Source organism: Streptococcus sp. Marseille-Q0941 (genome assembly GCF_943736975.1).
Taxonomy (GTDB): Bacteria; Bacillota; Bacilli; order Lactobacillales; family Streptococcaceae; genus Streptococcus.
This window is the reverse complement of the sequence record NZ_CALSFO010000007.1, coordinates 75,700-101,752: the sequence shown is the minus strand read 5'-3', so window position 1 is coordinate 101,752 and position 26,053 is coordinate 75,700. Positions and strand designations below refer to the sequence as shown.

Annotated in this window: 14 protein-coding genes and 1 pseudogene; 2 read left to right on the top strand and 13 right to left on the bottom strand. The window is 41.6% G+C overall.

Annotated elements, in window-relative coordinates; all coding sequences use genetic code 11:
• Positions 1-104: 104 nt before the first annotated feature.
• Both NGI26_RS07885 and NGI26_RS07880 read right to left on the bottom strand, forming a co-directional pair.
• On the bottom strand, positions 105-827 hold the full coding sequence (locus tag NGI26_RS07885) for a TipC family immunity protein (RefSeq protein ID WP_251938509.1): 723 nt from the start codon (positions 825-827) through the stop codon (positions 105-107).
• Positions 824-6,604: an RHS repeat-associated core domain-containing protein gene (locus tag NGI26_RS07880; RefSeq protein WP_251938507.1), complete on the bottom strand. Its 5,781-nt coding sequence runs from the start codon at positions 6,602-6,604 to the stop codon at positions 824-826. Before NGI26_RS07880 ends, NGI26_RS07885 begins: the two co-directional genes overlap by 4 nt.
• 85 nt (positions 6,605-6,689) lie before the next feature.
• Here NGI26_RS07880 and NGI26_RS07875 point away from each other — a divergent pair.
• Positions 6,690-7,694: pseudogene (locus NGI26_RS07875) on the top strand (site-specific integrase); the annotation flags it as partial.
• A 261-nt stretch (positions 7,695-7,955) separates the two neighbouring features.
• Here the strand turns inward: NGI26_RS07875 and rpsI are convergent.
• From rpsI to pbp2b, 8 genes are all read right to left on the bottom strand, one after another.
• Entirely contained in the window at positions 7,956-8,348 is a 393-nt protein-coding gene (rpsI, locus tag NGI26_RS07870; RefSeq protein ID WP_000075969.1) for a 30S ribosomal protein S9, read from the bottom strand.
• An 18-nt stretch (positions 8,349-8,366) separates the two neighbouring features.
• Positions 8,367-8,813 (bottom strand): 50S ribosomal protein L13, encoded by a 447-nt coding sequence (gene rplM, locus NGI26_RS07865; protein ID WP_251938504.1) that lies wholly within the window; start codon positions 8,811-8,813, stop codon positions 8,367-8,369.
• Positions 8,814-8,971: 158 nt separating this feature from the next.
• Positions 8,972-9,679 carry a YwaF family protein gene (locus NGI26_RS07860; protein WP_251938502.1) on the bottom strand — a complete coding sequence of 236 codons (708 nt, stop codon included), beginning with the start codon at positions 9,677-9,679 and terminating at the stop codon, positions 8,972-8,974.
• Positions 9,680-9,800: 121 nt separating this feature from the next.
• A complete protein-coding gene (locus NGI26_RS07855; RefSeq protein WP_251938500.1) occupies positions 9,801-10,412 on the bottom strand; it encodes an NUDIX hydrolase in 612 nt (203 codons plus the stop codon).
• Positions 10,399-11,772 carry a UDP-N-acetylmuramoyl-tripeptide--D-alanyl-D-alanine ligase gene (locus NGI26_RS07850; RefSeq protein WP_251938498.1) on the bottom strand — a complete coding sequence of 458 codons (1,374 nt, stop codon included), beginning with the start codon at positions 11,770-11,772 and terminating at the stop codon, positions 10,399-10,401. The genes NGI26_RS07855 and NGI26_RS07850 overlap by 14 nt, the downstream gene beginning before the upstream one ends.
• A gap of 53 nt (positions 11,773-11,825) precedes the next feature.
• The gene (locus NGI26_RS07845; protein ID WP_251938496.1) at positions 11,826-12,869 is read right to left on the bottom strand and encodes a D-alanine--D-alanine ligase; all 1,044 of its coding nucleotides are present in this window, start codon (positions 12,867-12,869) and stop codon (positions 11,826-11,828) included.
• A 165-nt stretch (positions 12,870-13,034) separates the two neighbouring features.
• A complete protein-coding gene (gene recR, locus NGI26_RS07840; protein WP_251938494.1) occupies positions 13,035-13,631 on the bottom strand; it encodes a recombination mediator RecR in 597 nt (198 codons plus the stop codon).
• Between the two features lie 10 nt (positions 13,632-13,641).
• Positions 13,642-15,687: a penicillin-binding protein PBP2B gene (pbp2b, locus tag NGI26_RS07835; protein ID WP_286009855.1), complete on the bottom strand. Its 2,046-nt coding sequence runs from the start codon at positions 15,685-15,687 to the stop codon at positions 13,642-13,644.
• Positions 15,688-15,879: 192 nt separating this feature from the next.
• On the opposite strand from pbp2b, the gene NGI26_RS07830 reads away from it, so the two are divergent.
• The gene (locus tag NGI26_RS07830; RefSeq protein WP_251938489.1) at positions 15,880-16,731 is read left to right on the top strand and encodes a MurR/RpiR family transcriptional regulator; all 852 of its coding nucleotides are present in this window, start codon (positions 15,880-15,882) and stop codon (positions 16,729-16,731) included.
• A 115-nt stretch (positions 16,732-16,846) separates the two neighbouring features.
• On the opposite strand, the gene NGI26_RS07825 is transcribed toward NGI26_RS07830, so the two are convergent.
• The 3 genes from NGI26_RS07825 to NGI26_RS07815 all read right to left on the bottom strand — a co-directional run bounded on the left by NGI26_RS07825 (position 16,847) and on the right by NGI26_RS07815 (position 25,897).
• Positions 16,847-23,770: an alpha-L-fucosidase gene (locus NGI26_RS07825; RefSeq protein ID WP_251938488.1), complete on the bottom strand. Its 6,924-nt coding sequence runs from the start codon at positions 23,768-23,770 to the stop codon at positions 16,847-16,849.
• Between the two features lie 309 nt (positions 23,771-24,079).
• Positions 24,080-24,964: an ROK family protein gene (locus NGI26_RS07820; protein WP_251938486.1), complete on the bottom strand. Its 885-nt coding sequence runs from the start codon at positions 24,962-24,964 to the stop codon at positions 24,080-24,082.
• Between the two features lie 15 nt (positions 24,965-24,979).
• Positions 24,980-25,897, bottom strand: a complete 918-nt coding sequence (locus tag NGI26_RS07815) for a dihydrodipicolinate synthase family protein (RefSeq protein WP_251938484.1) — start codon at positions 25,895-25,897, stop codon at positions 24,980-24,982.
• Positions 25,898-26,053: the final 156 nt, after the last annotated feature.

Here is a 26,053-nt window from a genome sequence, read left to right as displayed (position 1 = left end):
TCGAAGAAATCCTTCCCCGAGAGTTTTTTCTTGTTTCTATCACAACAGAAGATAGCCGTTCAATATAGAGCAACTAAATACTGAGAGCCTAAAAATCAATTAATCTATTCAGAAAAACTTAGTGGCACAATCTCTACATCCCCAAGATTGTCAACTGAGTAACGTTGACTACCATTTTTAAACCAGCGTTCTAGAACGACATCATAGAGCATGAAGTGGGATTTTTCTTTAATCCAAGCTTCATCAATCCCATAAGGCTTTAAATACTCTAGCACTTCGTTTGGATTTGTTATCTGAAAATTTGGTAAGCCTTTAGTCGAGCTAAAACTATAGGAACTTTTTAAATGTAGCTCTAAATCAGATTCTTTTCCACTCTTCACTTCTATATTATAACCAATTAACCCGTAAGCTAATGATTGATCAGATTCCGAAATTTCAATAGTTTGTTTGAGTATTTTATCGCTATAATCATAGTCAATAAAAAGATATCTACCGTCAGGTAACGTCCGCCTATACTCAATTAGAAATGTTTCTTCAATACCTACATACACTAATATAGTTTCACCTTCAGATAAGCCTGCTTCAAAACTCATACCAACTATAATATCCTTATCGCGATATGATTCACCTCCGTCAACGGCTTTACTAAAATCAGCGAGGCCAGGTAAGATACCACTATGGGTTTCTGCATAGTTCATCTCTAGAAAAACATTACTTAAAGATTCATACACTCCCTTATAATAATTCTTTTGATAGACACGATATAGACCAAACAAAGTTAGAAAAACTAATAAAATTATGAGTACGATTTTTAAAATTTTTTTCATCTACCTGTTTCCTTACTTAAATCTTGGATAAACTGATAAGCAACATTATTCTTCTCTTTTAACATCTCCATTGCTTGGGTATCATTCTGATGATTGATTCCTGTCTCTTTATAAATTTGTTTTTTAACATACTCCATTCCACCCATATTCTTTAAAAATTCAGATTCCCTTGAAGAGCTATTAGTAGAAAGTTGATCATAATATTGATTAGTAGCTGCAACATAGGATATTCTCTGATTTTTCATGATAGATATAATATTAACTGCATCAAGGTCTGCCTTATAATCAGGTATATTCATACTTGGAGGATTACCAATTGTCACATCTCCTAGCCAACCAGATAGGTCATTAGTATGTTGGTGACTATTGCCCCAGTATCCTTTTCTAAGCCCTTCAAAATTCGCAAGACGATTTTTGTTATCGTATAAATTAGTTGCAGTAGTAATACTTTGATGGGCAAAATCTGTAACAGTCTCACCCACAGTATTGGCTTTATTATGTTGTTCATTTATCCTAGCTTGTATTATCTTATATTCCTCTCCAGACAATCCGAAGCGGTTCATTTGTTCTTCTATGGTGTGATGGGGTTTAGCTCCACCTGTTGAACCTGGTCCAGCAGTTCCATTCCATTTAACAATATCCTTCAAGTATTCTAATACAGAATCGTTCCATTGTGCATTCTCATCGTTATAAATAATTCCACCTACTAAACGATTATAGACATAATCTGCATTTCTACCTTCTTTTTTCTCAATATTTTTATATAATTTCCACAATAATTCTGAAGTTTCTTCATCAAAATCATATTGTTTTTTAAGATTTTGCTTAAACTCGTATGCTGAAACACTGTAATCATCAACCGAGTTGGCCTTATTTTCTCCCTTATCGGAGGCACCAGTTGTTTTTGGATCACAGACATGCTTCAATGTGTTCAGTAGAGCCGGATTCCAGTTACGAAGAAGATTCTTGCCTTCTCGGATGGTTGGGGAAGATTTGATACCTGTTGCTAGCGCATAGGCAGTACGAATTGCCTGATAGCGTAGTTCTTGAATACGAGCTTGTGCTTGCTGGTATTTCGTTTGAACATAATCGACTGCACTATTGTAGGCTGTTTGAACCTTATTCCACCGTCTGCCAACCCAATTAACACCTCTATCAACCTGTCTACCAATCCAGTTAATGCCTCTATCAATCTGTCTGCCAACCCAATTAACGCCTCTATCAATCTGTCTGCCAACCCAATTAACGCCTCTACTAATTTGTCTGCCAGCCCAACTAACGCCTCTACTAATTTGTCTGCCAGCCCAATTAAGACCTGACTTAACATAGTTCCAGCCTTTTTTGATACTGTTCCAGAAGTGCCCACTCGGGTCGGTATAGTTAACCGGGTTGTTCTGCACATAGCTGTAGAGGTTCTGGCTGAGAGGATCTGTGTCCTCGCCTGGATAGCTATCCTCAGTTAAGAAAGCACCTCCCTGACTATCATAATACCTTGCGCGTAAATAGTCAAGTCCAGTATCGTCACGAGCTTCGCCGTTATAGGCAAATGGCTGACCTGTCGTGTCTGTGCTTGTCTTTCTTGCGCCATAGAGGTTATAGCTGCTTGATGCGACGGCTTGTCCATCCTTGGTCAAGCCTGTCACAGAGCCTGACTGGTTAGTCAAGTAGTTGTAGCTGTCACCTGTTTGGTTGTTGAGGTAGCTAGCTCGACCCTGACCATAGCTATAGGTCTCACGAGCCTTGCCATCATGGTCATAGGTTTCAAGAACTTCTGTATGTTCACGATTGACATCGTTGACATAGTTGCGTTCCTCGTAGTAGTTGTAGGTATCCTCTCGTGTGGTATAAGGGATCAGGACATCCTGAACCTGACTGGCATAGGTCACTTCTCCCTGTCCCGGTAAGTTCCCGAGTTCTGGTGGGTTGACCACGATTCCTTCCTTGGTCGCTCGATCCTTAGCCACTTTCTGATGGTAGGCTGTCGACACATCGTCAAAGATGCTGTGCCAGATGCTTCCTATCGTCTGTGGTAGAGCAGACAGGGCTTGGAGGACATTCTGGCTAAAACCATACCAGAAGAGGGAGTTTTCTTCTCCACTTGGGGCTGTGTATGGAGACTTACGACCTGACTTGGTATCCTTTGGCTTGCGTTGGAAGAGTTGATAAGTGTTCTTGCCTTCCTTGCGACTAGCAGTGAAGACACGATTGTCATCCCCATCATAGAGTGCAGCCATGAGAAGACCCTTCTTGTCCTTAATCGCAAGCAGGCGGTTCTCTGTGTCGTAGATGTAGTCTAGCTTCTCTGAATTCTTCTCAGAAGCGATACGATTGCCATTCTTGTCGTAGGTATAGGTGATGGTACCATCTGGACCTTCTAGTTTGGTCAAGCGGTTATGATCATCGTAGGTAAATTGTGTCTGGCTCTCCTTGCCATCAACTGTCTCGGTGCTGGTCAGTTTATTGCCCGCTAGGTCATAGGTGTAGGAGAGTTTAGAGAGCTCCTTACCAGCTCCATCCGATACCGTCATGTTTTCCACTTGACCCAGAGTATCGTAGGTATAGGTATGGACTAGGGTTTCGCCATCCTGCTTAATGGTTTCCTTAGCGATATAGCCTCCATCATCATACTCATAGCCGTAGCTAGAGATGAGTTTGTCCTGCTTATCCATGTGACGGAGTTCGGTGAGACGGTGAGCCTTGTCATAGGTCAAGAAGCTCTTGGTTCCATCTCCTCGATTAACTTCCGTCAGATCCCCTGCTTGGTTATAGCTATAGCTGGTCTTTTGTCCCTTGACATCTGTCACGGAAGTCAGGCGATCCAGTTCATCGTAAGTATAAGAAACTGTGCTACCATCTGGGTAAATCATCTTCGAGATATTGCCATAGGCATCATACTCGTACTGAATCAGGCTACCATCTCCCTGACGAACACCCGTGATCTCGCCTTCTTCGTTGGTCGCGTACTGACTAGTTCCTGTCAGATCACTCATAGACACCCGACGGCCATCCGCATCATAGGTATAGAGGACTTGACCCTCTTGCTTTTCAGAGTACTCCACCTTGAGCAGTTGATCCAGCTTGTTGTAGTCATAGCTGATGGTTTTCCCATCGGACTTGGTTACTTTTTCGAGCTGGTTATTGACATTATAGGTATAGGTCTCCTTATCTCCGAGACTAGTCAAGCGCTCCACTAGATTGGAAAGCTGATCATAGCTGTAGCTTGTGACCTTGCCATTTCCATTCGTGACCGAAGTGACATTGCCCACACTGTCGTAGGTATAGCTAGAGGTGGAAGCCTTCTCTCCACTTCCTTGTGTCGCTGTAAGCAACTGATCCTTTAGGTCATAGGTGTAGGTCTTGACACGCTTGCTTCCGGATGTGACACTGGTGAGGTTGCCATTGGCATCATAGGTCATACTTGCGACGCCACCAGCTTCATCTGTGATTTTCGTGAGATGGTTATCGTGGTCATAGCCATACTTAGTCCACTGGCCTGCCGCATCGCTTTCTGAGGTGAGGCGATTGAGGCTATCATAGGTCCGCTTGGTTACTTGACCGAGAGGATTCGTCTCCTCAAGGAGATTGCCATTCGGATCATAGGTATAGGTCGTTTCGCGTTTACCATTGATAGTTCGTTTGGTCACTTGACCGACTGGGTCATAGCTTGACTCCACTGTTCGACCAGTTGGCGTTTTGATCGTTTTTAGTTGATCGAGGGTCGTATAGTCAAAGGTGGTTGTAGCACCGGACGGTTTGGTCAGTTTAGCTAGATTCCCCGCTTCATCGTAGCTATACTTGGTTTCAAGGTCAAGGGCGTTCTTAGCCGTTAAGAGACGACCAACCTTGTCATAGCTATAGTGATTGCTTCGATCGGATTGGTCTGTCTCTTTCACCAAGTTTCCAGACACATCATAGCTATAGGTTTTTGATAGCCCCTGTGGACCTGTTTGCTTGGTGAGACGTCCCAAAGCATCATAGGCATAGGTATAAGCCGCCTCATTTGGCAGAGTGCGTTTGGTCACACGGCCATAAAGGTCATTGACATAGTTGGTGCTATGACCGTTGGCATCTGTTTCTTTTGCCAAGCTACCTGTAGCGTCATAGGCATACTGAGTCACTCCACCTGTTGGACGTTTCTTGCTGCTGACACGGTTCATACTGTCATAGCTGTAGGTCGTTGTATGACCTTCGCCACTTGTTTCGCTCAAACGATTTCCCAAAGCATCATAGCTGAAGCTTTGCTTGCTTCCTGTCGGAGCTACTGTTTCGATGATTCGTCCTAATGGGTCGTACTTAAAGGCTGTCGCTTGACCATTTGGATCCGTATAGAGTACCAATTTCTTATTAGCATCATAGCCATAGCTACTTGAATGGCCATTGGCATCGGTCATTTTAGATAGGTTGCCAAGGACATCATATTCGTAAGTGGAGGTATTGCCATCAGCATCCGACTCTGTCACTACTCGGTTGAGGGCATCGTAGCTATACTTGGTTTCACGTTTTAAATGATCAACGGTCTTAACTAGATTGCCATTTTGATCATAGTGATAGGTCTTAGTCTTACCTTCTTGGTCGGTTGAGCTTACGACATTGCCCATGACATCATAGGTGAAGGTTTCGCTAGTCTTATCTGCGTAGACCACTTTAGTCAGTTGGTTGTCGCTATTATAGCTGTATTGGGTGACCTCACCCAAGCTATTTGTTAAAGTGAGGCGATTTCCTGCCTTATCGTAGGTGTAGGACTCATTGAGATCCTGATTATCTTTTTTGTTCACTACTCGGTTGGCGGCATCGTAGTTATACTCTGTTACCAAACCGCTAGAATGCGTTTGCTTGATGAGACGATCAAGGGCATCGTATTCCTGCTTTACGGTAGTTCCGTCTGGGAGAGTCACTTCTTCCAGTTGAGCCGTTGAGGTATAGTTCATCTTAGTGACATTGCCATTGGCATCGGTAACCTGAATCGGATAGCCCAGTTCATTATAGGTGTACTGGGTCTTGCCACCCAAGGCATCTGTCAACTCTGTCAACTGTTCCATCTGGTTGTAGCCCATCTTAGTGACATTGCCTAAACCATCTGTAATACTGGAAACTTGATTTTGGCCTGTATAAGTCGTGCTAGCAGTATAGCCTGCCGCATCTGTAAGACTATTTTGATTGCCATTAGCATCATAGGTCATGCTGGTGCGGTAACCCAAGGCATTGGTCGTTGCGATCAGGCGCCCTGCCTTACTATATTCATAAGTCGTTTCTTTTCCAAGGGCGTCTGTCATGGACAGAATATTTCCCATCGCATCCAACACATATGAAACACTGCTACCATCTGGGTAGGTAACACCTGTCACATTTCCTGCAGCATCATAGGTGTAGCTGGTCGTCTTTTTCTCTTTGGTTTCACTGAGTTTATTACCAACACTGTCATAGGTGTAGGTCACTGTCTGACCTGCTTCATCGGTGTAAGAGAGCACACGCCCCATGATATCATAAGTAGTCTCTGCCTTTGTACCGATTGGGTAAGAAACTGAGGTTAGTTTTCCTGCTGCGTCATAAGTATTTTGAGTAACTTGACCTAAAGCATCTGTGATAGTTTTAACGGCATTGTTTCTATCATCGTAAGTCAAGCTGCTACTATTACCTGCTTCATTGGTCCGAGTGACAATCCGACCTAGTGCATCACGAGTAACGGTAGTCGTTTGACCTGAAGCATTGGTTTCTGTTAGAAAACGACCCTTGCTATCATATGTATAGCTAGTAGCGTGTCCTTCTGCATCAGTCACGGAAAGCTGGTTTCCAACACCATCATAAGTGTAACTATAGGTTCCACCTTCTCCATTCGAAGCACCGACTTTACGGCCAAAACCATCATACTTTTATCAAAACATTTGGTCGGAATCTTACAAAGCAGGTCAAACTACTTCTGCTACTAAACCACCATCTCAAGCAACTATAGTTGGAACAGAAATTGCTTTTAGGAAACACATCTTACCCTTACTTGGGAATTATTCAATAGACTTTCTTAATTAAAATAAACAAGTTGTACTAAATCTATTGACTCAAAAGGCTGAAGAATATGCAAATTTCAAAGTTATCAGGAGCTATGTTAACTCTATCTTTGACTGGGCAGAAGAATTAGAGTATATCGAAACTAATCGCCTATCAAAAACGATAAGCCGTATCAAAGCCACTAAGAAAATCAAGCTACAGGAATCAAAAAAAGATGAAGATTTATCTCTATCTCAAGAAGAACTTCAAGCATGGCTTACAGCTTTTGAAAAAGATTTAGATACTGAAAAAATTCTATTCAAAGACTATGTTTTATTCTATACTACCTTCTTTTTGGGAGATAGAAAATCAAAGAGCTACGCTTTGCAATGGAAGCATATTAATACAAAGGAACAAGAAATTCAGTTAGTCCAAGCTTTAGATAAATACAAAAATCCAAAGTCTACCAAAGGAAACAAGAAGACAACTTTTCGAATTCCTAATGAGTTAACTGACTTGCTTCAGGAATGGAAAAAACAACAAAAAATTGAACTGGCTAAATTCAATATTATCCAGACTCCAGAACAGTATGTGTTTACGTACATTGATACAAAGGGAAATGTAAACAGTTGTCTCCATGCTGATTATCTTAACAACAAGATGAAATCTGTTAAGCGTCGTCATCCAGAGCTTACACATGCTACGCCACACAAACTACGTCATACGGGAGCAACGCTCGCTAAACAAGCAGGAATGAGCTTAGAAGCTATCTCAGAAGCATTAACCCATAGTGATACGATTACAACCAAGACTTATGTCAATACTTCAAACATTGTTCCCCTATCTGCTGGACATGTCGCCTATCAACACATTAAAAATGAATAGTGCAAATTTAGGGCAAATTTTAGGGCAAATTCTCGTAGAAAGCACAGAAAAAAGCACCCATAGGGCAAACCTGTGAGTGCTTTGAAACGTTGATATAATCGTATTGATTAACGTTTTGAGGCAACTGACTTTGTCAGGTTGCAGCCACATTTGTAAGCGACTAAAGTCGCAACAACTGTGTCAATTGCACCAATTTAGTATGAAAGCATAAAAAAGAACACCCCGAAAGGTGCTCTTTGTAAGTATAGTAATTCTTTCGAATTAACGTTTACTAAATTGTGATGCTTTACGAGCTTTCTTAAGACCTGGTTTCTTACGCTCAACTTTACGTGAGTCACGTGTAAGAAGTCCTGCACGTTTCAATGAATCGCGGAAGTCTGGGTCTACTTGAAGAAGGGCACGAGCGATACCGTGACGGATAGCTCCTGCTTGACCAGCGTATCCACCACCTACAACGTTAACGAAAACGTCGTATGAACCTACAGTTGAAGTAACTGCGAATGGTTGGTTGATGACAAGACGAAGGTCAGCGTGTGGGATGTACTCTTCAACATCTTTTTTGTTAACAGTGATTTTACCAGTTCCTGGAACAAGGCGAACGCGTGCAACAGCGTTTTTACGACGTCCAGTACCTGCATATTGTGCTTGTGACATACTTTATTGTTCCTTTCCTTAGATAAGTCCTGAAATATCAAGAACTTCTGGTTGTTGTGCAGCGTGAGTGTGCTCAGCTCCAGCGAATACTTTCAATTTCATACCTTGAGCGCGGCCAAGAGTATTGTGTGGAAGCATACCTTTAACTGATTTTTCGATCAAACGAACTGCGTTTTTAGAACGAAGTTCACCAGCAGAGATTTGTTTCAATCCACCTGGGTGGTTTGAGTGAGTGTAGTAGATCTTATCAGTTGCTTTTTTACCAGTCAATTTAACTTTTTCAGCATTGATAACGATTACGAAGTCACCTGTATCAGTGTGTGGTGTGAATGTTGGTTTGTTTTTTCCGCGAAGTACGCTAGCAACAACTGCTGAAAGGCGTCCAAGAGGTACATCAGTTGCGTCAACAACGTACCATTTGCGTTCTACTTGGCCTGGTTTAGCCATGAATGTAGTTTTGTTCATGATTTCTCCTATATGAATATCGTTTTTGTTTACAGGGCGGATGTTCCGGTCCGCGGGGTATTTGAAAGGTTCCGGGGCCTTACAAATGGGGTAAACAATACCGCCTACTATTGTATCAAAATTCTCAGATAAAAGTCAAGCGGTTGGGAAAATATTTTTTATTTCTGCCAGATTTTCAATCTTCTTTCTGCCTTCTCCTGAGTGATGACCTGAAAACCTTTAGAGAAGAGGAAAATAGCACAAGCCAAAAATAGAGTGACAATGATATAATTAACCACAAGACCGTGGTCTCCCACCAATGGTGGTTTTGTCATAAAACCGTAATCTCCACCCGTCAATAAATTGACTATAAAAATCAAACCATTAAGTAAAGAGGTCAGTATAAGAATACCTTTGAAATCCAAGAGACGAGCATCGTAGTTGTTTAAAAGATAAATCAAGGAATTTCCAAGAAGGGCTAGATGTCCGAAAATAAAGGACAAAATAACGATGTGTGGGAAAGAGTAAGCGTCTGGGATTGGATAAACAAAAGCTGCAATCGTCCCAAAGGTTCCAAGCAAAGCAAAATACTGTTTGGTTTTTGAAACACCTGGTAGTAGTAGAACTACAAACATGGCTAATCGGCAATGATAAAAAGGCAAGCTTTCTGACAGCGGGAACTGGTTGATCCAATACCAGCTGTAAAGCGCGATTAACTGTATTGCCTGTATTATCTGGAAAAATCGTTGACAAACCTTATTATCACGATAGCGGTAAGCAAGATAAATTGTCAAAAACAGTAAGGCAAATGTGCTTGCGTACCAAGTAAATCCAAATTGGGGTGGCTCCGTAGCCTGGGTGGTAAATAAAGCATCCCAAACATTCATATAATTTTCCTCATTTTCATATAAGCCACCTCTTACTTATCTCCATAGATCATAGCTTACATTTATTTCTAATATTTTTGTGTTCCAAAGAAGCTAGTGGCCTTAAGATAAAACAAAGCTTCTAATCGATATATTGTTCCCGCTCACCCTTATAGACCTGCCATAGAATCTCCATTTGTTCCTTGGTTATTCTTTTTTCAGATAAGGGAGGGAGAGCCGAAATGTCAAAAAATCCTAATTCAGCAACTTCTTGATTTTCTTGAAAGTCCCCATCCAATAGTCGACAATCAAATACAAACTTGGCATACTGCTTACTCTGCATTTGAAAGCGATTGGTATCAAAAATAGCCAATAAAGAGCCTACTTCTGCAAAAAAGCCTGTTTCTTCCTGAACTTCTTTTCGAATATTTTCCTTAGGGGAATAGCCTACTTCACCAAAGCCACCAGGTAATGCCCAAGTATCCTCTCCTTGTCCTCTAACCAAACAAATCTTCTGGTCTTGAATAATCCAAGCCCTTACATCCATCAAGGGAGTTGCATAGCTAGCTGTTGGTTTTAAGATCGCAGTCAATTCCTCTTGATTAAGATCCGTAGTCTCCTGCAATACGTTCGATAAAATCTGACGTAAATCCTCATAACGTTCACGGTCAAAAGTGTCCTTTGTATAGGTCAAACCAGTATCAGTGATGGCTAACATTCTCTGCAGAGCCTTAGCAAAATCAGTTGTGCTCATTTTCTAGACTTTCTACTAGCTTAGCTAGATTCATAGAGTTGGAACCTTTAAGTAAAATTTGGTCATTGGCTCCAAGGCTTTCCTTAACCTGCTTGACTAGGTCTTCAAATTGGTCCTCGTCAGCTGTTTTCTTGAAGTAGAAAACGTGGCCGATTGGAAACATTTGACTAGCCAGCTGGCTTAATTCCGCAATATCTTCTCCGTAGAAAATAACGGTATCAAGGACATCTGGGGAAAGGCTCAAAATCATTTGATTATGGAGTTGGACAGACTGGTCGCCAAGTTCCTTCATATCCGCCAGAACTGCTATTTTTTTGCCACCTTCATTAGCTGGGATAGCAGAGAAAGTTTCTAAAATCAACTTCATGGCTGTTGGGTTGGCATTATAGACATCTGATAAGATATCTGCACCGTTGGCAGCCTTTTTCCACTCGGTACGATTTCGGGTCAACTCTAGATTATGGAAGGCTTGACCTATCTGCTCCTCAGACACTCCTTCTTGCAAGGTAACGTAAGAAGCAATCATAGCATTGGTCGCATTGTACTTGCCAGTTACTGGTAAATCCAGGGATTTTTCCAAAAAATTTGCCTTGAAGGTTAAGCTATCCTTACGCTCAATTAAGTCTGTAATCTCGAGTTCTGCACCCGGACCAAAACGAACCACTTTTTGCTCAGTAGGTAGATAATCCTCTACAATTGGATCAGCTGGTGCTAAAAGCAAGGCACCCTTTTCCATCCCATCAGCGATTTGCAATTTCCCTTTGGCAATTTCAGAACGGTCCTCGAAGAAGGCCAAATGAGCTTCTCCGACCAAGGTCACGATAGCTGTCTTTGGATGAGCTAGTTCAGATAAGAGATGGATATCTCCTAAGTGATCCTGCCCCATTTCCAAGACCAGCTTTTCAGTATCATCTGGCATATGAAGAACTGTATAAGGTAATCCAATCTCGTTATTATAATTTCCTTGCGTTTTGTAGGTTTTATAGCTTGTAGAAAGCAAATGGGCCAACATATCCTTGGTCGTTGTCTTACCGTTCGAACCTGTAACAGCAAAAACATCTACTCCTGTTTTTTGAAGGTAATAGGCTGCGAGAGTTTGAAAGGCTGTTAATACATCATCTACTAGAATATAGGGATGACCTTCTACTTCCTTCTCTGACAAGGTTAAAGCTGCGCCATTTTCAAAAGCCGTCTCGATAAAGTCATGACCATCACGCGCTCCCTTTAGAGGCACAAACAAGTCTCCAGGTCCAATCAAACGACTATCAAACTCTGCCTTGACTAGTGGGCTGTCCGCATAGCTTGTCACATCATTTTTTGCACCGACGGCACGCGCAACTTCGTGAATCGTAAGTTTCATGTTTACTCCTTTAAAAAGGGGCAGGAAGTCTTGCCCCGCCCTTATAGCTATCTTTACAATAGGTGCGCTTCACGCTTGTTAAAGCTTTCTTTAGCAAGATCAACCAAACGCTCGATTAGTTCTGGATAGCTAATTCCCATATTGTCCCAGAGCAATGGATACATAGACCACTGAGTAAATCCTGGCATGGTGTTTAGCTCATTTAGGAAAACTTCTCCCTTATCTGTATAGAAGAAATCACAACGTGAGAGACCAAGCCCGCCAATAGCACGGAAGGCAGCTTCTGCATTTTTACGCATGACTGCTACTACATCATCACTAATCTTGGCTGGAATATCCATAGTAATCTTGTTATCGATGTATTTTGCTTCGTAGTCATAGAAGGCTACGTCCTTGACAACTTCACCAGGTAGAGTGCTCTTGACATCATAGTTTCCTAAAAGTCCAACTTCGATTTCACGCGCATTGACACCTTGCTCTACCAAGACACGGCTATCATATTTAAAGGCGAGTTCGAGAGCTTGATGGAGTTCCTCTTTATTTTCAGACTTAGAAATACCAACACTAGAACCCATATTAGATGGTTTGGTAAAGACTGGGTAGCTTAATTTTTCTTCAACTTCTGCGATCTTAGAAGCTAAGTCATCTCCTTCAACAATGGCTACGTAAGGAACTTGGGCAATCCCAGCAGATTCCAAGACACGTTTAGTCGTGATTTTGTCCATAGCAAGGCTTGAAGACAAGATGTTGCAACCGACATAAGGCATTTTCAAGACTTCTAGGAAACCTTGAACGGAACCGTCTTCTCCCATAGGTCCATGAAGAACTGGAAAAACAACTGCGCCTTCTTCGTAGATGGCACTTGGAGCAATTTTCTTGTCCCAATCAATCGTTTCATTGGTCATGAGACGTTCATCTTGGCCAGGAGTTTGGGTAAATTCTTGGGTTTTGATAAAATCACCAGACTGGCTGATAAAGAAAGTTTTGACTGCAAAACGGTCATAGTTAACCGCACGCATGACACTCTCAGCTGACAATACAGACACTTCACGCTCTGCACTGCGTCCACCATATAATAGAATAATTGTTTGTTTCATATGATTGTCCTATTTCTACTAGAATACTCGCTTTTTAGTATATCACATTTGTTTATTTTTTTAAACTTGAATAGCACAAAAGAGACTGGATTAAAAATAAATCTAGTCTCTTGATTTCTTGAAATCTTATCTGCTAACTAATTACCCATTCTATATCCTTACAGACTAAAGTTCGGTACGATTTTCAATGGCTCTTAGGAGCGTTACTTCGTCCGCATATTCGATATCTGCTCCTACTGCTAGACCTCGTGCTAGACGAGTAACCTTAATCCCCGCGGGTTTGAGTAGCCGAGAGATATACATGGAGGTCGCCTCACCATCTGCTGTTGCATTGGTGGCTACGATGACCTCAGAAACTTCACTATCCATGAGGCGAGTCATGAGACTTTTCAGGTTGATGTCATCTGGGCTAATCCCATTCATAGGGGAGATCAATCCGTGCAAGACATGATAGAGTCCATGGTATTCTTGGATATTCTCCATAGCTGCTACGTCTCGGCTATCCTCTAATACTAGGATAGTAGTCTGGTCACGACTAGGATCCGTACAGATTGAACATGGATCATCATCTGTCAAGCGTCCGCAGATTGAACAATAGGTCAATTCTCGTTTAGCTGCCAGAAGATTTTTTGCAAATTCATTGACGTCATCATCCGACATTCCAATGGTATAAAAGGCCAGTCGGGTCGCTGTCTTAATCCCGATACCTGGAAGTTTAGAATAGCTGTCAATCAACTTAGCAATAGGTGTTGGATAAAGCATGGCTTCCTTTCTAATTCATTGGATGGTGTTGATTATATAAATTGATAATGTCGCGAGCAATTGCTGGCCCAACATTTTTGGTTAAATTGGTATTATGAGGAAAGACTACTGCAACTGCAATTTGAGGATTTTCTGTTGGAGCATAGGCCACAGCATTGGTATTATTAGCTTCTTGACCACCAGCTACATAGCTTTCAGCTGTACCGGTCTTACCACTGATAGAAACAGTGGCGCCATCTAAAAACGCCCGTCCTGTCGTTAGGGGACTAGTTCCATGCGATACTTGGTAAAATCCTTGGTGCAAGATTGCCATATCTGATTCAGAAATATTGACCTTGTTGATTTCCTTGGTATCTATTGCTTGGATTAATTCCCCAAGGCCACCCTTATCATTGTTATCGTATATTCCCTCGACAATATGTGGAGCTAGACGAACACCATTGTTAGCAATGGTCGCCACATACTGAGCTATCTGCATTGGTGTGTAGTTATCGAACTGTCCAAAGGCATTATTTAGATAGTTAGCCAAATCATAGTCTTTAGGGATAAAGCCTGTTGACTCATCCGGTAAATCGATCCCTGTAGACACGCCCAAACCATATTCACCAAAGGTTGAACGAAGTTTTCCCATGGCAGACTCAAGTTGGTTGGTTTTGACTGTCATATTTGGTTGATAGGTCTGACCCATCATTCCTAGCGCAGTTTGAACCATGTAGGCATTAGATGAATATTCTAGAGCCTCAACGGCTGTAACCGGAAAGGAACCGTAATAATAAGGGGTATACCAGGAATTGATAGGGGCAGAACCTTGGAAGACGATTGGTTGGTCTATCAAGGTTTGGTTGCCTGACAAGACTCCATTTTCCCAACCAGAACTGATGGTTGCCGCCTTAACGACAGACCCTGGTACAAAAACATTGGTCACTGTTCCTAGTGAGTCTGGTGTCAAGTCTCCTGTTTCTAGATTGTGTTTAATTCCTGACATTGCCAATACAGCACCTGTCTTAGGATTAAGGGCTACTGCATAAACACCTTCTGAGTATTTAGCACCACCATTTGCAAGTTCAGAATTAAAATAACTCTTTAAGAGGCTGTCTACGCTATCTTGGAAGGCCAAATCAATGGTTAATTTGATGTTTTTTCCCTTGCTACCTTCTTCTATATTCTCTACGCTCTCCATGTCTCCATGCTTGTCCAAATGGATTTCCTTGACGGTCCGTTTCCCTTGCAAGACTTCTTCGTATTGTTTTTCAAGATAGGAAGTCCCGACGCGATCATTGAGCGAATAACCTTTTTTCAAATAAGCGTCTACTTCTTCTGCTGGAAGACCTGATTTTTCACTAGAAACAGTTCCGACAATAGATGAAAGAGAAGTTTCTAAGACCTTTCGATCCCATGAGGTAGAGATAGAAATACCTGGCAATTCCTTTGAAGCAGAAGCAATTACAGCTACCTGTGTATCACTCAAAGGATCTGTTTGAATATTTCCTGTAGCAAAATTTCCAACTGAATTGAGCTGGCTAAAGAGATAGATGGCCTTCTTTTCATCCTCTGAATAGTTCAGTTGATCAGAAGTGATACTCTCAGCAGCATTGTTATAAAGTTGAGCTTCAGACAGCTGATTGCCATCTGAATCATACCGTTTATCTTTTGGAAGAGCTTCGACTATTTTCTTATAAACTTCAGCATCAGCCAAGTAGTAATCAGCCATTTGTCGGTCCGTCAACTCTGGAGAGGTGACTGTTACATAGGTCAACAATTTTTTAGAAATATCCTTCAAATCAGCCGCAGTCATCTTATTGCTTCGTGTAAAGGAAACAACTTGCTTCACAGTGTTTTGGACTAACGGTTTACCTGCAGCGTCATAAATTTCTCCACGAGCAGAACCCATGGTTACTCGAGTTTGGCTAGCAGAAGCGAGTTTATTTTCATAAAAATCCTTGTGAAGAACTTGCATATAAAGCAAACGACCAATAATGGCTAAAAAGAGCAAAATAACGATTGCGAATAACAAATTAAGCCGTGTCGGTATCGAGTGGCTGTTGAATTTTCTCATACACATCAGTCTCATTTCTAATCAAAATCACACTCTTCATTGTACCATAATTTAGGTAGAAAATTATGGAAAAAGAAAAGACTTTTCCTTTTTGGCCCAAAAATTATTTTCTATGATATAATGGAGGTAAGCGCTATTTTATTTGTTAGATTTGTCAAATAAATTCTGGCAAATAGCTATCAAAGGAGTCCCATGAATAAGCAAGATATTTCTACAATCATTGAGCTTCACTTTGAAGAAATGACCGATTTAGAGCAAGAAATTGCTCGCTATTTTCTGCAGGCAGATACCATAAACGATGACTTATCCTCTCAGCAAGTTACTCAAAAACTTCATATTTCCCAGGCAGCGCTCACTCGTTTTGCCAAGAAATGTGGTTTTAAGGGCTATCGAGAGTTCATCTTCAAATACCAACAACAAAAAGACACTCTTTCTACTCCTCAACAGGATATGAATCCTTTGACTCAGAGAGTCCTTAGAAGTTATGCAAACCTGCGAGATTTTTCTCAAGGATTGATTGACGATGAGCAGTTGGAACGTGTAGCTCAGATGATTGAGCAATCCGAACGAGTGTATTTTTTCGGAACTGGGAGTTCCGGTCTAGTCGCACGTGAGATGAAGCTACGATTTATGAGATTGGGTGTCGTCTGTGAAGCCTTAACAGATCCAGACGGTTTTGCCTGGACGACTAGTATCATTGATGAAAAATGTTTGGTCTTTGGTTTCTCCCTCTCAGGAACAACACCGTCCATCATCGATAGTTTATTAGATGCCCAGGATATGGGAGCTAAGACAGTTCTATTTACAAGTTCACCGAATAAGGATACTCAAGCATTTACAGAAACCATTTTGGTCGCAAGCCAAAACCAAGCCTCTTATATCCAACGAATCTCTGCTCAGATTCCAATGCTGATTATCATTGATTTACTCTACGCTTATTTCCTAGAGATTGATCGCGAAAGTAAAGAAAAAATCTTTAATAGCTATTGGGAAAATAATAGACTGAATGGTTATCGTAGAAACACAAGAAATAGAAAACCCTGAAATTGAAAACAATTCAGGGTTTTCTGTTTGGAATAACGTTATCAATAAAAGAAGGAGTCCACGATGGGACTCGCTTTTTTTGTGTTTCAAAACACTTTCTTTGATTTAGTTTCTGCTAATCCTTCATCTCTTTTTTGAAGAAGAATAGCATCATTCCTGAAACTAGAGTGAGGGCAGGCAAGAGAGCTGAACTGACTTCTTCTCCTGTTGCTGGTAACTGTTTGCTAGCAGAATCTGCTACAGTTCCCTTCGCCTCTAGCTTGTCTTCTCCCATTGGTTGTGGTGCAGGAGTTTCTACATTTGTTGGTACATCTGATTGAGGAGCATCTTTGTACACTACTGCATAGACACCCAGATGTGGAGCTACAAATTCAAGGGATGAACCTTTTTGTTCAAACTTCACTTCCTGCAATTCTTGATTTGCATTCATGGCATAGACATTGGCTACATCTGACGCCACAGTGACTTGAACAAGGGCTACACCTTTCAGTTGAACGAGTTCGCCTTTCTCATTTTTCAATTGAACTTGATAAGCATCGAAACGTCGACCTTCTAGAACCTGATCAGCAACCTTATCGACCTCTAGAACAGAACCTCCATTTAGGTCCCCTTCTCGGGCAATCAGTTTCAAGTTAGTTGAAGAATCTTTCAAGACCTTCAATTTGCTATCAGTTGATGGAGTTTCTTCCTTAGTACCAACCTCAATAATGCGATCTTGGGCTTCCTCACGTTCTACTTTAACAACCTTACGGTTGCCTCCATCGACTTCTACATAGGTAGTTACTTGACCATCTTTTCCTTCAGAAAGAACTTGTTCCTTACCTTTAGCCAAATTAGCATTCTCACGGCGGACAGTCTTGAAGGCAATTGGCTCTTTCTCTACTTTTAGATTTGGTAGGTTAAAGTCCAAATTCATAACGCCTTCTGTTGGCACAGCAGTTCCTTCTTGCGTACCAACCTCAATAATGCGATCTTGAGCTTCCTCACGTTCTACTTTGACAACCTTTCGATCGCTACCATCAACTTCTACATAGGTCGTTACTTGACCATCTTTTCCTTCAGAAAGAACTTGTTCCTTACCTTTAGGTAGGAGAGAATTTTCACGACGAATCGTATTGAAGGCAATTGGCTCTGTCGTTACTTCAAGGTTCGGTTGAGTTACACTCAATTCTTTAACACCTTCTGTTGGAAGATTTGAATGTTCCACTTCTTCTTTTGGTGCCGCTTGAAGATTGTTGATAGATGCCAAAGCTGCTTGCAAGGCCTTATCTACTGCATCCTGAGTCTTAGCTTCTTCAATAGCTGCTAAAGCTTGCTCCGCTAGTTCAACTAGTTTTTTCTTAGCTTCCTTGTCATCTCCCAACTCAGCTGTTTTATGTTTAATAGCTTCAGACAAACTTGCCATAGCTTTATCGTAGTCAATCTTAGACTCTTCTGGCTTGCTTGGTTCCTCTGGCTGTACTGGATCCTCTGGTTTTGCAGGTTCTTCAGGTTTGGCTGGATCCTCTGGTTGAGCTGGCTCTTCTGGTTTGGCTGGATCCTCTGGTTTGGCCGGCTCCTCTGGTTTTGCTGGATCCTCTGGTTTGGCTGGCTCCTCTGGTTTGGCCGGCTCCTCTGGTTTTGCTGGATCCTCTGGTTTGGCTGGATCCTCTGGTTTGGCTGGATCCTCTGGTTTGGCTGGCTCCTCTGGTTTGGCTGGCTCCTCCGGTTTGGCTGGCTCCTCCGGTTTGGCTGGATCCTCTGGTTGAGCTGGCTCCTCTTTCGGAGTCGCTTGAAGCTGATTGATAGATGCTAGAGCTGCTTGCAAAGCTTTATCTACTGCATCCTGAGTCTTGGCTTCTTGAATAGCTGCAAGTGCTTGCTCACCTAGTTCAACTAGTTTCTCTTGGGCAGCTCCATCTTCGACCAGTTCTGTTGCTTTTTTCTCGATTGCTTCTGTCAAATCTGCAATCGCCTTATGGTAGTCAACCTTAGGCTCCTCTGGCTTAGTTGGTTCTTCTGGAGTTGGCTCTTCTTTTGGTGTTGCCTGAAGACTATTGATAGACGCTAAAGCTGCTTGCAAAGCTTTATCTACTGCATCCTGAGTCTTGGCTTCTTCAATCGCAGTAAGAGCTTGTTCTGACAACTCAACTAGTTTCTTCTTAGCTTCTTTATCGTTTCCGAGTTCCTTGCTCTTGTTTCGAATAGCCTCTGCCAAACTTGCCATAGCCTTGTCGTAGTTTGGTTCTTCTGGTTGATCTGGTGTTGGTGTGTCTTCTGTACCGTAATTTTCTTCCTTATCAAGGATTGCTTGCAAGGCTGTTACTGTTTTCAGAATTTCTTGTGCATTCGCATCACTTACTGAAAGTTGCTTAGATAGTCTGTCCAAGTTTGACTTGAAGGCTTGACGTGCCTCTGAAGTATTTTTCAAACTGGTTTGATCAAATTTAGCCAACTCGTCCTTCCAGTTCTTCATTGCTTGGATCAACTCTTCTTTTGTATAAAGAGCGCTATCTTCTCCATGAGTGATGAACTGGTCAACTTGGATACCAATATTTCTCGTAGTATCATTACGTTTTGGATCCAATTGCAAGGTTACAGCATGCCAACCTTCTTCGAGCCCTGTCAAACGAACGAGAGTTTGATCTCCTTGACGTGTAGCAGCTGTACCACTAAAGTACTTCTTGCCATTAAGAACAGAGGCATTTCCTAGACCATCTTTGTACTCGACTTTTTTACCATCTAGCGTTACCTTGTAGATACCATGTCCCGGATCCACATATCCCTTAATTTCAAGACCTGTACCGTAGAAGTATGCTGTTACGCTGGCATTTTTCTTTTGCTCTTCATTCAAACGACCGAATGACGCCCATGATTCTGTATTTTGATATTTATCAGCTGAGTTCGTTTCATGGTTCCAACCTTGACTATAATCTAGCTGACTTGCCTGATCGTCATAGCTCTTCTGGTCTTTTAGGAGCAATTCTGCTTTCATCACTCGTACAGTAGCTTCTGAAGCAAATCCAAGAAGAGCATTGTCAGAAACGCTAGTCATTTTCACCTTGAAGTCAAAGACTGAATCAGCTTGCTCTGTAAAGTCGATCGTTGGAATCGTGATTGTTTTCTCAGTTTCACCGTCTTGGAAGGTCAAATCAGCGGTTGTATCCTTGTAAACTTTACCGTGAACCCCTGTTCCTGGCTCTGTTACAACATGAACTGTCGCAGCTCCCTTGCTACCACCAACACGTTTGATGGTTACAGTAACTGGTTGGCCTTTTTGAACTTCATAGGTAGTTTCTTTCATCTCAAACATACCCTTGCCGGCATTGTTGAGTGTGTAGATACCTTCAGTTGCAATAGGCTCGCCAGTTTTGTTGACAAGCTTGATGGTATGTTCACCTGGAGCCAAGTCATCTGTTTCATAGACCATCTGACTGCGCTTGCGAGCTGCATTTTTGGTTTGGACATCTGCAACCTTTTGACCATCCACGTAAACGGACATTTCACCGTGGTTTGGATCCACCGTAGATACTACATATGCTTTTGTTCCAGTGAAACGGTAGGTAACGCTGGCATCCTTTTGGTTAGTCCACATAGATGTTCCACGGATACCTTCAGATTCATCATACCAAGTTGTATTTTCTTTATCAGCTCTTGTATTTGAGTGGTAATCCAATCCTAGAGGGTAACCATCTGTCTTTTCGATACTGCTCGGCGTCTTATAAACAGAGAAGTTTGTCAAAATTGGAGTCGCTTGTGCACCCGTAATGGTTACACGAATCTTTTGCGCCTCTACTGGTTGACCTTGGATAAGACGACGATAACCAACAGTCGAACCTTCACCGTATGGTACCCAACGACCATTGAGTTCAACTTCAACCTTGAATCCAGAGATACGCTGACCTTTAGCGATGTCTTCTTTGAGTTCGACTACGTCAAAACGTCTCTTTTGACCAAGATCGACTGTAAATTCACCTGTCTTAGCATCATTTGCTAGTGCCCAGCTAGTATCATCCTTACCATCTGTCAAGTGACTTGCTTGATACAAATGATTCTTACGAGTAGAGCTTGCAGTTACAGTTGCTCCCTTAGCAAAATCAGTCGCATACATTTGATCCAAGGTTGCGCGGAATTCTTTCAAACGCGCCACGTCTGCATCTGCGAATTTACCTTCTTTATTAGGTGGAATATTGAGGAGAAGTGGCGTTCCGCGACCAACAGACTTGAAGTAGATATCCATCAAATCTTTGATTGATTTTGGCTGTTGGTTGTCATGGTAGAACCAACCTGAACGGATAGAAACGTCTGCTTCACCAACTGAATACATATCCCCTTCTGGATCTCCATGGTTGAGATATTCATTCTTCACATCATCAGTGATTTTAGCTTTCTTGACCTTATGCCAAACTGGATCTCCGGCGATACCACGTTCATTACCAATCCAACGCACACTTGTCGGTTGAGCAGAGAAGATAGTGATATCTCCTTCAGCTTTCTTGATGTACTTGAACCACTCATCAAAGGTGTAAGTTACTTTTTGAGCTCCGCTACCACGCGCACCGTCCATCCATACTTCGATAAATTTACCTTTGTTTCCGTATTTAGGATTGCCAAGGATTTCCTTGAGTTGGTTGAGATAGTATTCATTGTACTCTTTTTCAGTTGCAACATGATATTTAGGATGGTTGGCATCCCATGGTGATAGGTAAACACCCATATTCATGTCATACTTAGTCGCTGATTTAGAGATTTCTTCGAGAAGGTCTCCCTTACCATTTTTCCATGGACTCGCAGCTACCGTGTGGTCTGTGTATTTAGATGGATAAATCACAAATCCGTCATGGTGTTTCACAACCATAATGGTTCGTTTGAATCCAGCATCCTTCAAAGTCTTAATCCACTGATCTGTATCAAGATTGGTTGGATTGAAGTACTGAGGATTTTCTCTACCGTTCCCCCACTCAGAGTTGGTATACGTATTCATACCATAATGGATGAAGGCTGCCAATTCTTCCTTGTGGTAATCCAATTGAGCCTTGCTAGGCAGTGGACCGTAAGCAGCAATTTCTGTTTCTTCATCTTTTGGATCAACCACTGGTGTTACAGGAGTTGCTGGTTTTGGATCTTCAATCTTTTCGTATTCAAAAATAACTTCATTCACCCCTTTATGCTTGATAGTCGCTTCTTGGCTCGCATTTACTGGACGATAGCCTTTAATTTCTTTGGCTTGGAATTTATGAACAAAGGAAACATCGTATTCCTTACCCTCGTTATTGTCCACATCTGCAGTTGTCAACTCTTTATCAGAGTCTTTCAAGCGATAGTGAACTTCAAAAGAACCTTTATTCACTTTATAAACCACCTTGATGACGCGTGTTCCTGCAGGAGCCTTGCTTACCACACTATGATCTTCAGCCCAAGCGTCTTTCAATTGTTTATTGACTGGAGAATCTCCAATTGAAACGATCTCATATTTTTCTTTATTCTTCTTGTAGAAATCTGTTTTTTCGATTTCCGATTTGTAGTTATAGTTGAATTGAGCACCCACTTCTGCCTTATCTACAAACGTATCGTTTTCTTTGACTAGATTATCATTTTGGTCCACATGTTCAATAACTACTCGCCCATAGTCAACGCCTTCAACTAGGGTTGCTAGACCACTGTTGTCAAAGGCATACTTGTTTCCGCCAATGACAGCTGTTGTATTTCTGAGCAATTGTCCCTTCGAGTCAAAGTAATAGCGATTATCGTTATCACCTTGGTACCAACCTTCTTTGACACCGTACTTGTCAATGATTTCTTTGACCCATGCCAGTTGTTCTGGAGACAAGACAAGACCTCCACCGAAGCGGTCTTTTTCAGCAATGTTCATATTGTCAACAGTCCCACGTTGGTGGATTCCGATAACTTTGCCATCCCCGTTGATGATACCACCACCAGAAAGACCTGATACAGAAGTCAAACGATAAGTGACTCCAACAGTTCCCTTATCATCATATTTTTCAGTACCTTTAACAACACCATCAGCCTTATACAATTGACCAGGCACAATTGGTTCCTTCAATTCTGGCGAGCTTGAGTCTGTAGGATAACCAATCGTACTAACAGGTTCTCCCGCTTTATACTCTCGATACTCTGCTAAAGGAGTAAAGGTTGCAGCCTTATTTGGGCTTGCAATCTGAAGTGGAATAGGGGCTACAACCAAGGCTAGGTCATTCTTGTAACCTTCACCAAACTTTTCTTTATTCCAAAAATGAATATCTTTTTCCTTAAACAAAATATCCTTTCCTGAAGTTGGTAAAGATCTTTCTTTTGGAGTATTAGAGCCGACATTGTAGTAGAACTTAGCAGTATCACCACCTAAGATATGACCAGCATTGGTTTCGGCATCCTTCTTCAAGAAATTATGAGCCACTGTCAACATGATATTTGGAGCTACAAAGATACCAGAACCTGAATTGAGGTAACGCTGAGTTCCACCGTCTGCTAGAGGTGAACTGAAAATTGTGTAAATCATAGTAGCTGATGTAGCTGGTTGACCCTCATAATTGATATGCTTAAGATCTTGACCACCATTGATAATAGCTCTATTGTCTTTCTCAACTTCAGTTGCATTTGATTCTTCAGCTTTTAAAATACTCTTAGTTTCTACTTTGGGACTATCCTTTTCTGATACAATAGCTGAAGTATCCAATTTTTTCACTGGTGTATCAGGATAAGCACGGTCAGGAATCTCTGCTGGTAGTAAATCGCCAGCTTCTTCAGTAGTTTTAGTTTCTTCTGTTACTTTTTCTGTAGCAGGAGCTACTTGTTCAGCTACATCTTTTTTAACAGGAGTCGCTACTTCTTTAGTTTCCTTAACTGTTTCTGCTTTTTCTTTATCAACATCGATTACTTCTTTTGCTTGACCTTCCACTTCCAGTTTTGGCTCTGTCACAACTTCGTTAGCAGCAACATTTCCAGATGCAAAAAAAGCTAGTCCAACTGCCACGGAGGCTACACCAACTGTTAGTTTTCGAATACTGAATATTCGACTTCTTTCAAAAAAATACCGTTTCATCAAATTCTCCTAATGAACAAAAGCAGTCCGCTACTGCAAGAGCCCAGTTTCTGCTGGCGACAATTTTATTTCTCAGTATCTAGCCTAAAACTCTTCTCCCTCCCAGTTTTTACTCTGTTTAAATCCATTTTAGAAATCGCTTACATTTTTCTGAATAAAAAAATGACTGGATTTTATAAATGCTTTTTCGAGATTTCTCAGTATAATAAATATACTATATTATCCCAAGAAATGCAAGGGTTTCCAAAGTTTTATTAAATTTTTACCTAGCTTTTTTCCTGTAAAAAAACCTAAATTGGCAAAGCCAATTTAGGACTGTTTGGTTCTAAAATGATAATATGCACCGAGCATGCCAGCAGTGTTCTGATGGTGGGCAAATTCAAGACGAGTCTTGTCTGCCAAACTTGGAACAAGTGCATCTTTCAAAGCCTTACGAATTTTAGGTTTCAGAATAGCTTCCTGTCCCATGATGCCACCACCAAGGATGACAACTTCTGGATTGGCAACATAACAAATATTAGCGAGACCCTTACCAAGGTATTCTACCATGCGGTCAATCCCCTCCATACAGAGTTTGTTGCCCTCGGTTGCTTCCTTGAAAATGCGGCGGCCATTCCATTGGTCAACTGGATCTCCATGAGCCTTAGCTACATACTCTACCAAGGCTGTCGTAGAAGCCAAATCTTGGAAAGCTCCATCCTGCATATGCATATAACCGACTTCACAGGCTGAGTTGCTAAATCCATGGAAAACTTTCCCATCCATAATCAAGCAACCACCGATACCTGTTCCAATGGTCAAGCAAAGTGTCACACTCGCTCCCTTTCCTGAACCAGATACTGCCTCAGCAAGACCTGCGCAGTTGACATCATTTTCAATCTCACATGGGATTCCAAAGCTACTTTCAATTTCTTTTTTAAATTGAGTTCCAGCATAGTTTGGAATTTGTGGACCAGCATAGAAAATCTCACCCTTACCGGGGTCAACCATTCCCGCTGAGGAAATGGCGACGCCCGACACTGGACCTTTTTCTAGATAGCTAGCTACGATATCTTTTGTTTTCTGTAAGATGTGTGGACCGCCCTTATGAGCCTCAGTCGCAACTTCATGAGACTCTACAAGTTGTCCATCTTGGTCAATCAAACCGTATTTGATATTAGTTCCACCAATATCAATTGCAACGTAATTAGTCATAAAGCCTCCTATTGATTAGAGGAAACGCTCCTTAGTTTCACGAATCAATGCCGCAGCTGCTTCTACAACTGGACGATCTTCTTCGGTCACTGGTGTAAGCGGAGAACGAACTGATCCGATATTAAGTCCTTCATTGATTTTCAAGACTTCCTTGATCACGCCGTACATGTTTCCATGCGCTGCAGTTAATTTACCAATGATAGCGTTGATAGCGTATTGCAATTCACGCGCTGTCTCCAAGTCTTTCTCAGCAATCAACTCATTGAGTTTCAAGAAGAGTTCTGGCATAGCACCATAAGTACCACCGATACCAGCTTTTGCTCCCATGAGGCGTCCACCTAGGAACTGTTCATCTGGACCATTAAAGACAATATGGTCTTCTCCACCAAGGCTGACAAAAGTTTGGATATCTTGTACTGGCATTGAAGAGTTTTTAACACCGATAACACGTGGGTTTTTCAACATTTCTGTGTAAAGGCTTGGAGTCAAAGCAACACCTGCCAATTGTGGAATGTTGTAGATAACGTAGTCTGTATTTGGCGCTGCAGCACTGATGTCATTCCAGTATTTTGCTACTGAATACTCAGGTAAACGGAAGTAAATTGGCGGGATTGTTGCAATAGCATCAACACCCAAACTTTCAGCATGGCGAGCCAACTCAATACTATCTTTTGTATTGTTGCAAGCCACGTGAGCGATAATGGTCAATTTACCTTTAGCAACTGCCATGACTTCTTCCAAGATCAACTTGCGATCCTCTACACTTTGGTAGATACACTCGCCTGAAGAACCATTGACATAAAGACCTTGAACACCTTTATCAATAAAGTATTGAACCAAGGCACGAGTACGTTCTGGACTTACTTCACCCGCATCATCATAACATGCGTAGAAGGCAGGAATGACACCTTCATATTTTTTTAAATCTGACATAGATTTCTCCTAAAATTTCTTATTTTCTGCACTGGGCAGATGATTATTTACTATTTTAGTATACACCTTGTGAAAAGCGCTTTCAACACATATAAGCCACTTAGATTTTAATTTCTATTCATCTCACCAAGCTTTTCTTGTTTGAAAGTAGTTTCA

What these genes read in the sequence shown, in the direction of transcription:
- NGI26_RS07885 (WP_251938509.1), bottom strand. Translation starts at nt 827, where the DNA reads ATGAAAAAAATTTTAAAAATCGTACTCATAATTTTATTAGTTTTTCTA.
- rpsI (WP_000075969.1), bottom strand. Translation starts at nt 8,348, where the DNA reads ATGTCACAAGCACAATATGCAGGTACTGGACGTCGTAAAAACGCTGTT.
- rplM (WP_251938504.1), bottom strand. Translation starts at nt 8,813, where the DNA reads ATGAACAAAACTACATTCATGGCTAAACCAGGCCAAGTAGAACGCAAA.
- NGI26_RS07860 (WP_251938502.1), bottom strand. Translation starts at nt 9,679, where the DNA reads ATGAATGTTTGGGATGCTTTATTTACCACCCAGGCTACGGAGCCACCC.
- NGI26_RS07855 (WP_251938500.1), bottom strand. Translation starts at nt 10,412, where the DNA reads ATGAGCACAACTGATTTTGCTAAGGCTCTGCAGAGAATGTTAGCCATC.
- NGI26_RS07850 (WP_251938498.1), bottom strand. Translation starts at nt 11,772, where the DNA reads ATGAAACTTACGATTCACGAAGTTGCGCGTGCCGTCGGTGCAAAAAAT.
- NGI26_RS07845 (WP_251938496.1), bottom strand. Translation starts at nt 12,869, where the DNA reads ATGAAACAAACAATTATTCTATTATATGGTGGACGCAGTGCAGAGCGT.
- recR (WP_251938494.1), bottom strand. Translation starts at nt 13,631, where the DNA reads ATGCTTTATCCAACACCTATTGCTAAGTTGATTGACAGCTATTCTAAA.
- pbp2b (WP_286009855.1), bottom strand. Translation starts at nt 15,687, where the DNA reads ATGAGAAAATTCAACAGCCACTCGATACCGACACGGCTTAATTTGTTA.
- NGI26_RS07830 (WP_251938489.1), top strand. Translation starts at nt 15,880, where the DNA reads ATGAATAAGCAAGATATTTCTACAATCATTGAGCTTCACTTTGAAGAA.
- NGI26_RS07825 (WP_251938488.1), bottom strand. Translation starts at nt 23,770, where the DNA reads ATGAAACGGTATTTTTTTGAAAGAAGTCGAATATTCAGTATTCGAAAA.
- NGI26_RS07820 (WP_251938486.1), bottom strand. Translation starts at nt 24,964, where the DNA reads ATGACTAATTACGTTGCAATTGATATTGGTGGAACTAATATCAAATAC.
- NGI26_RS07815 (WP_251938484.1), bottom strand. Translation starts at nt 25,897, where the DNA reads ATGTCAGATTTAAAAAAATATGAAGGTGTCATTCCTGCCTTCTACGCA.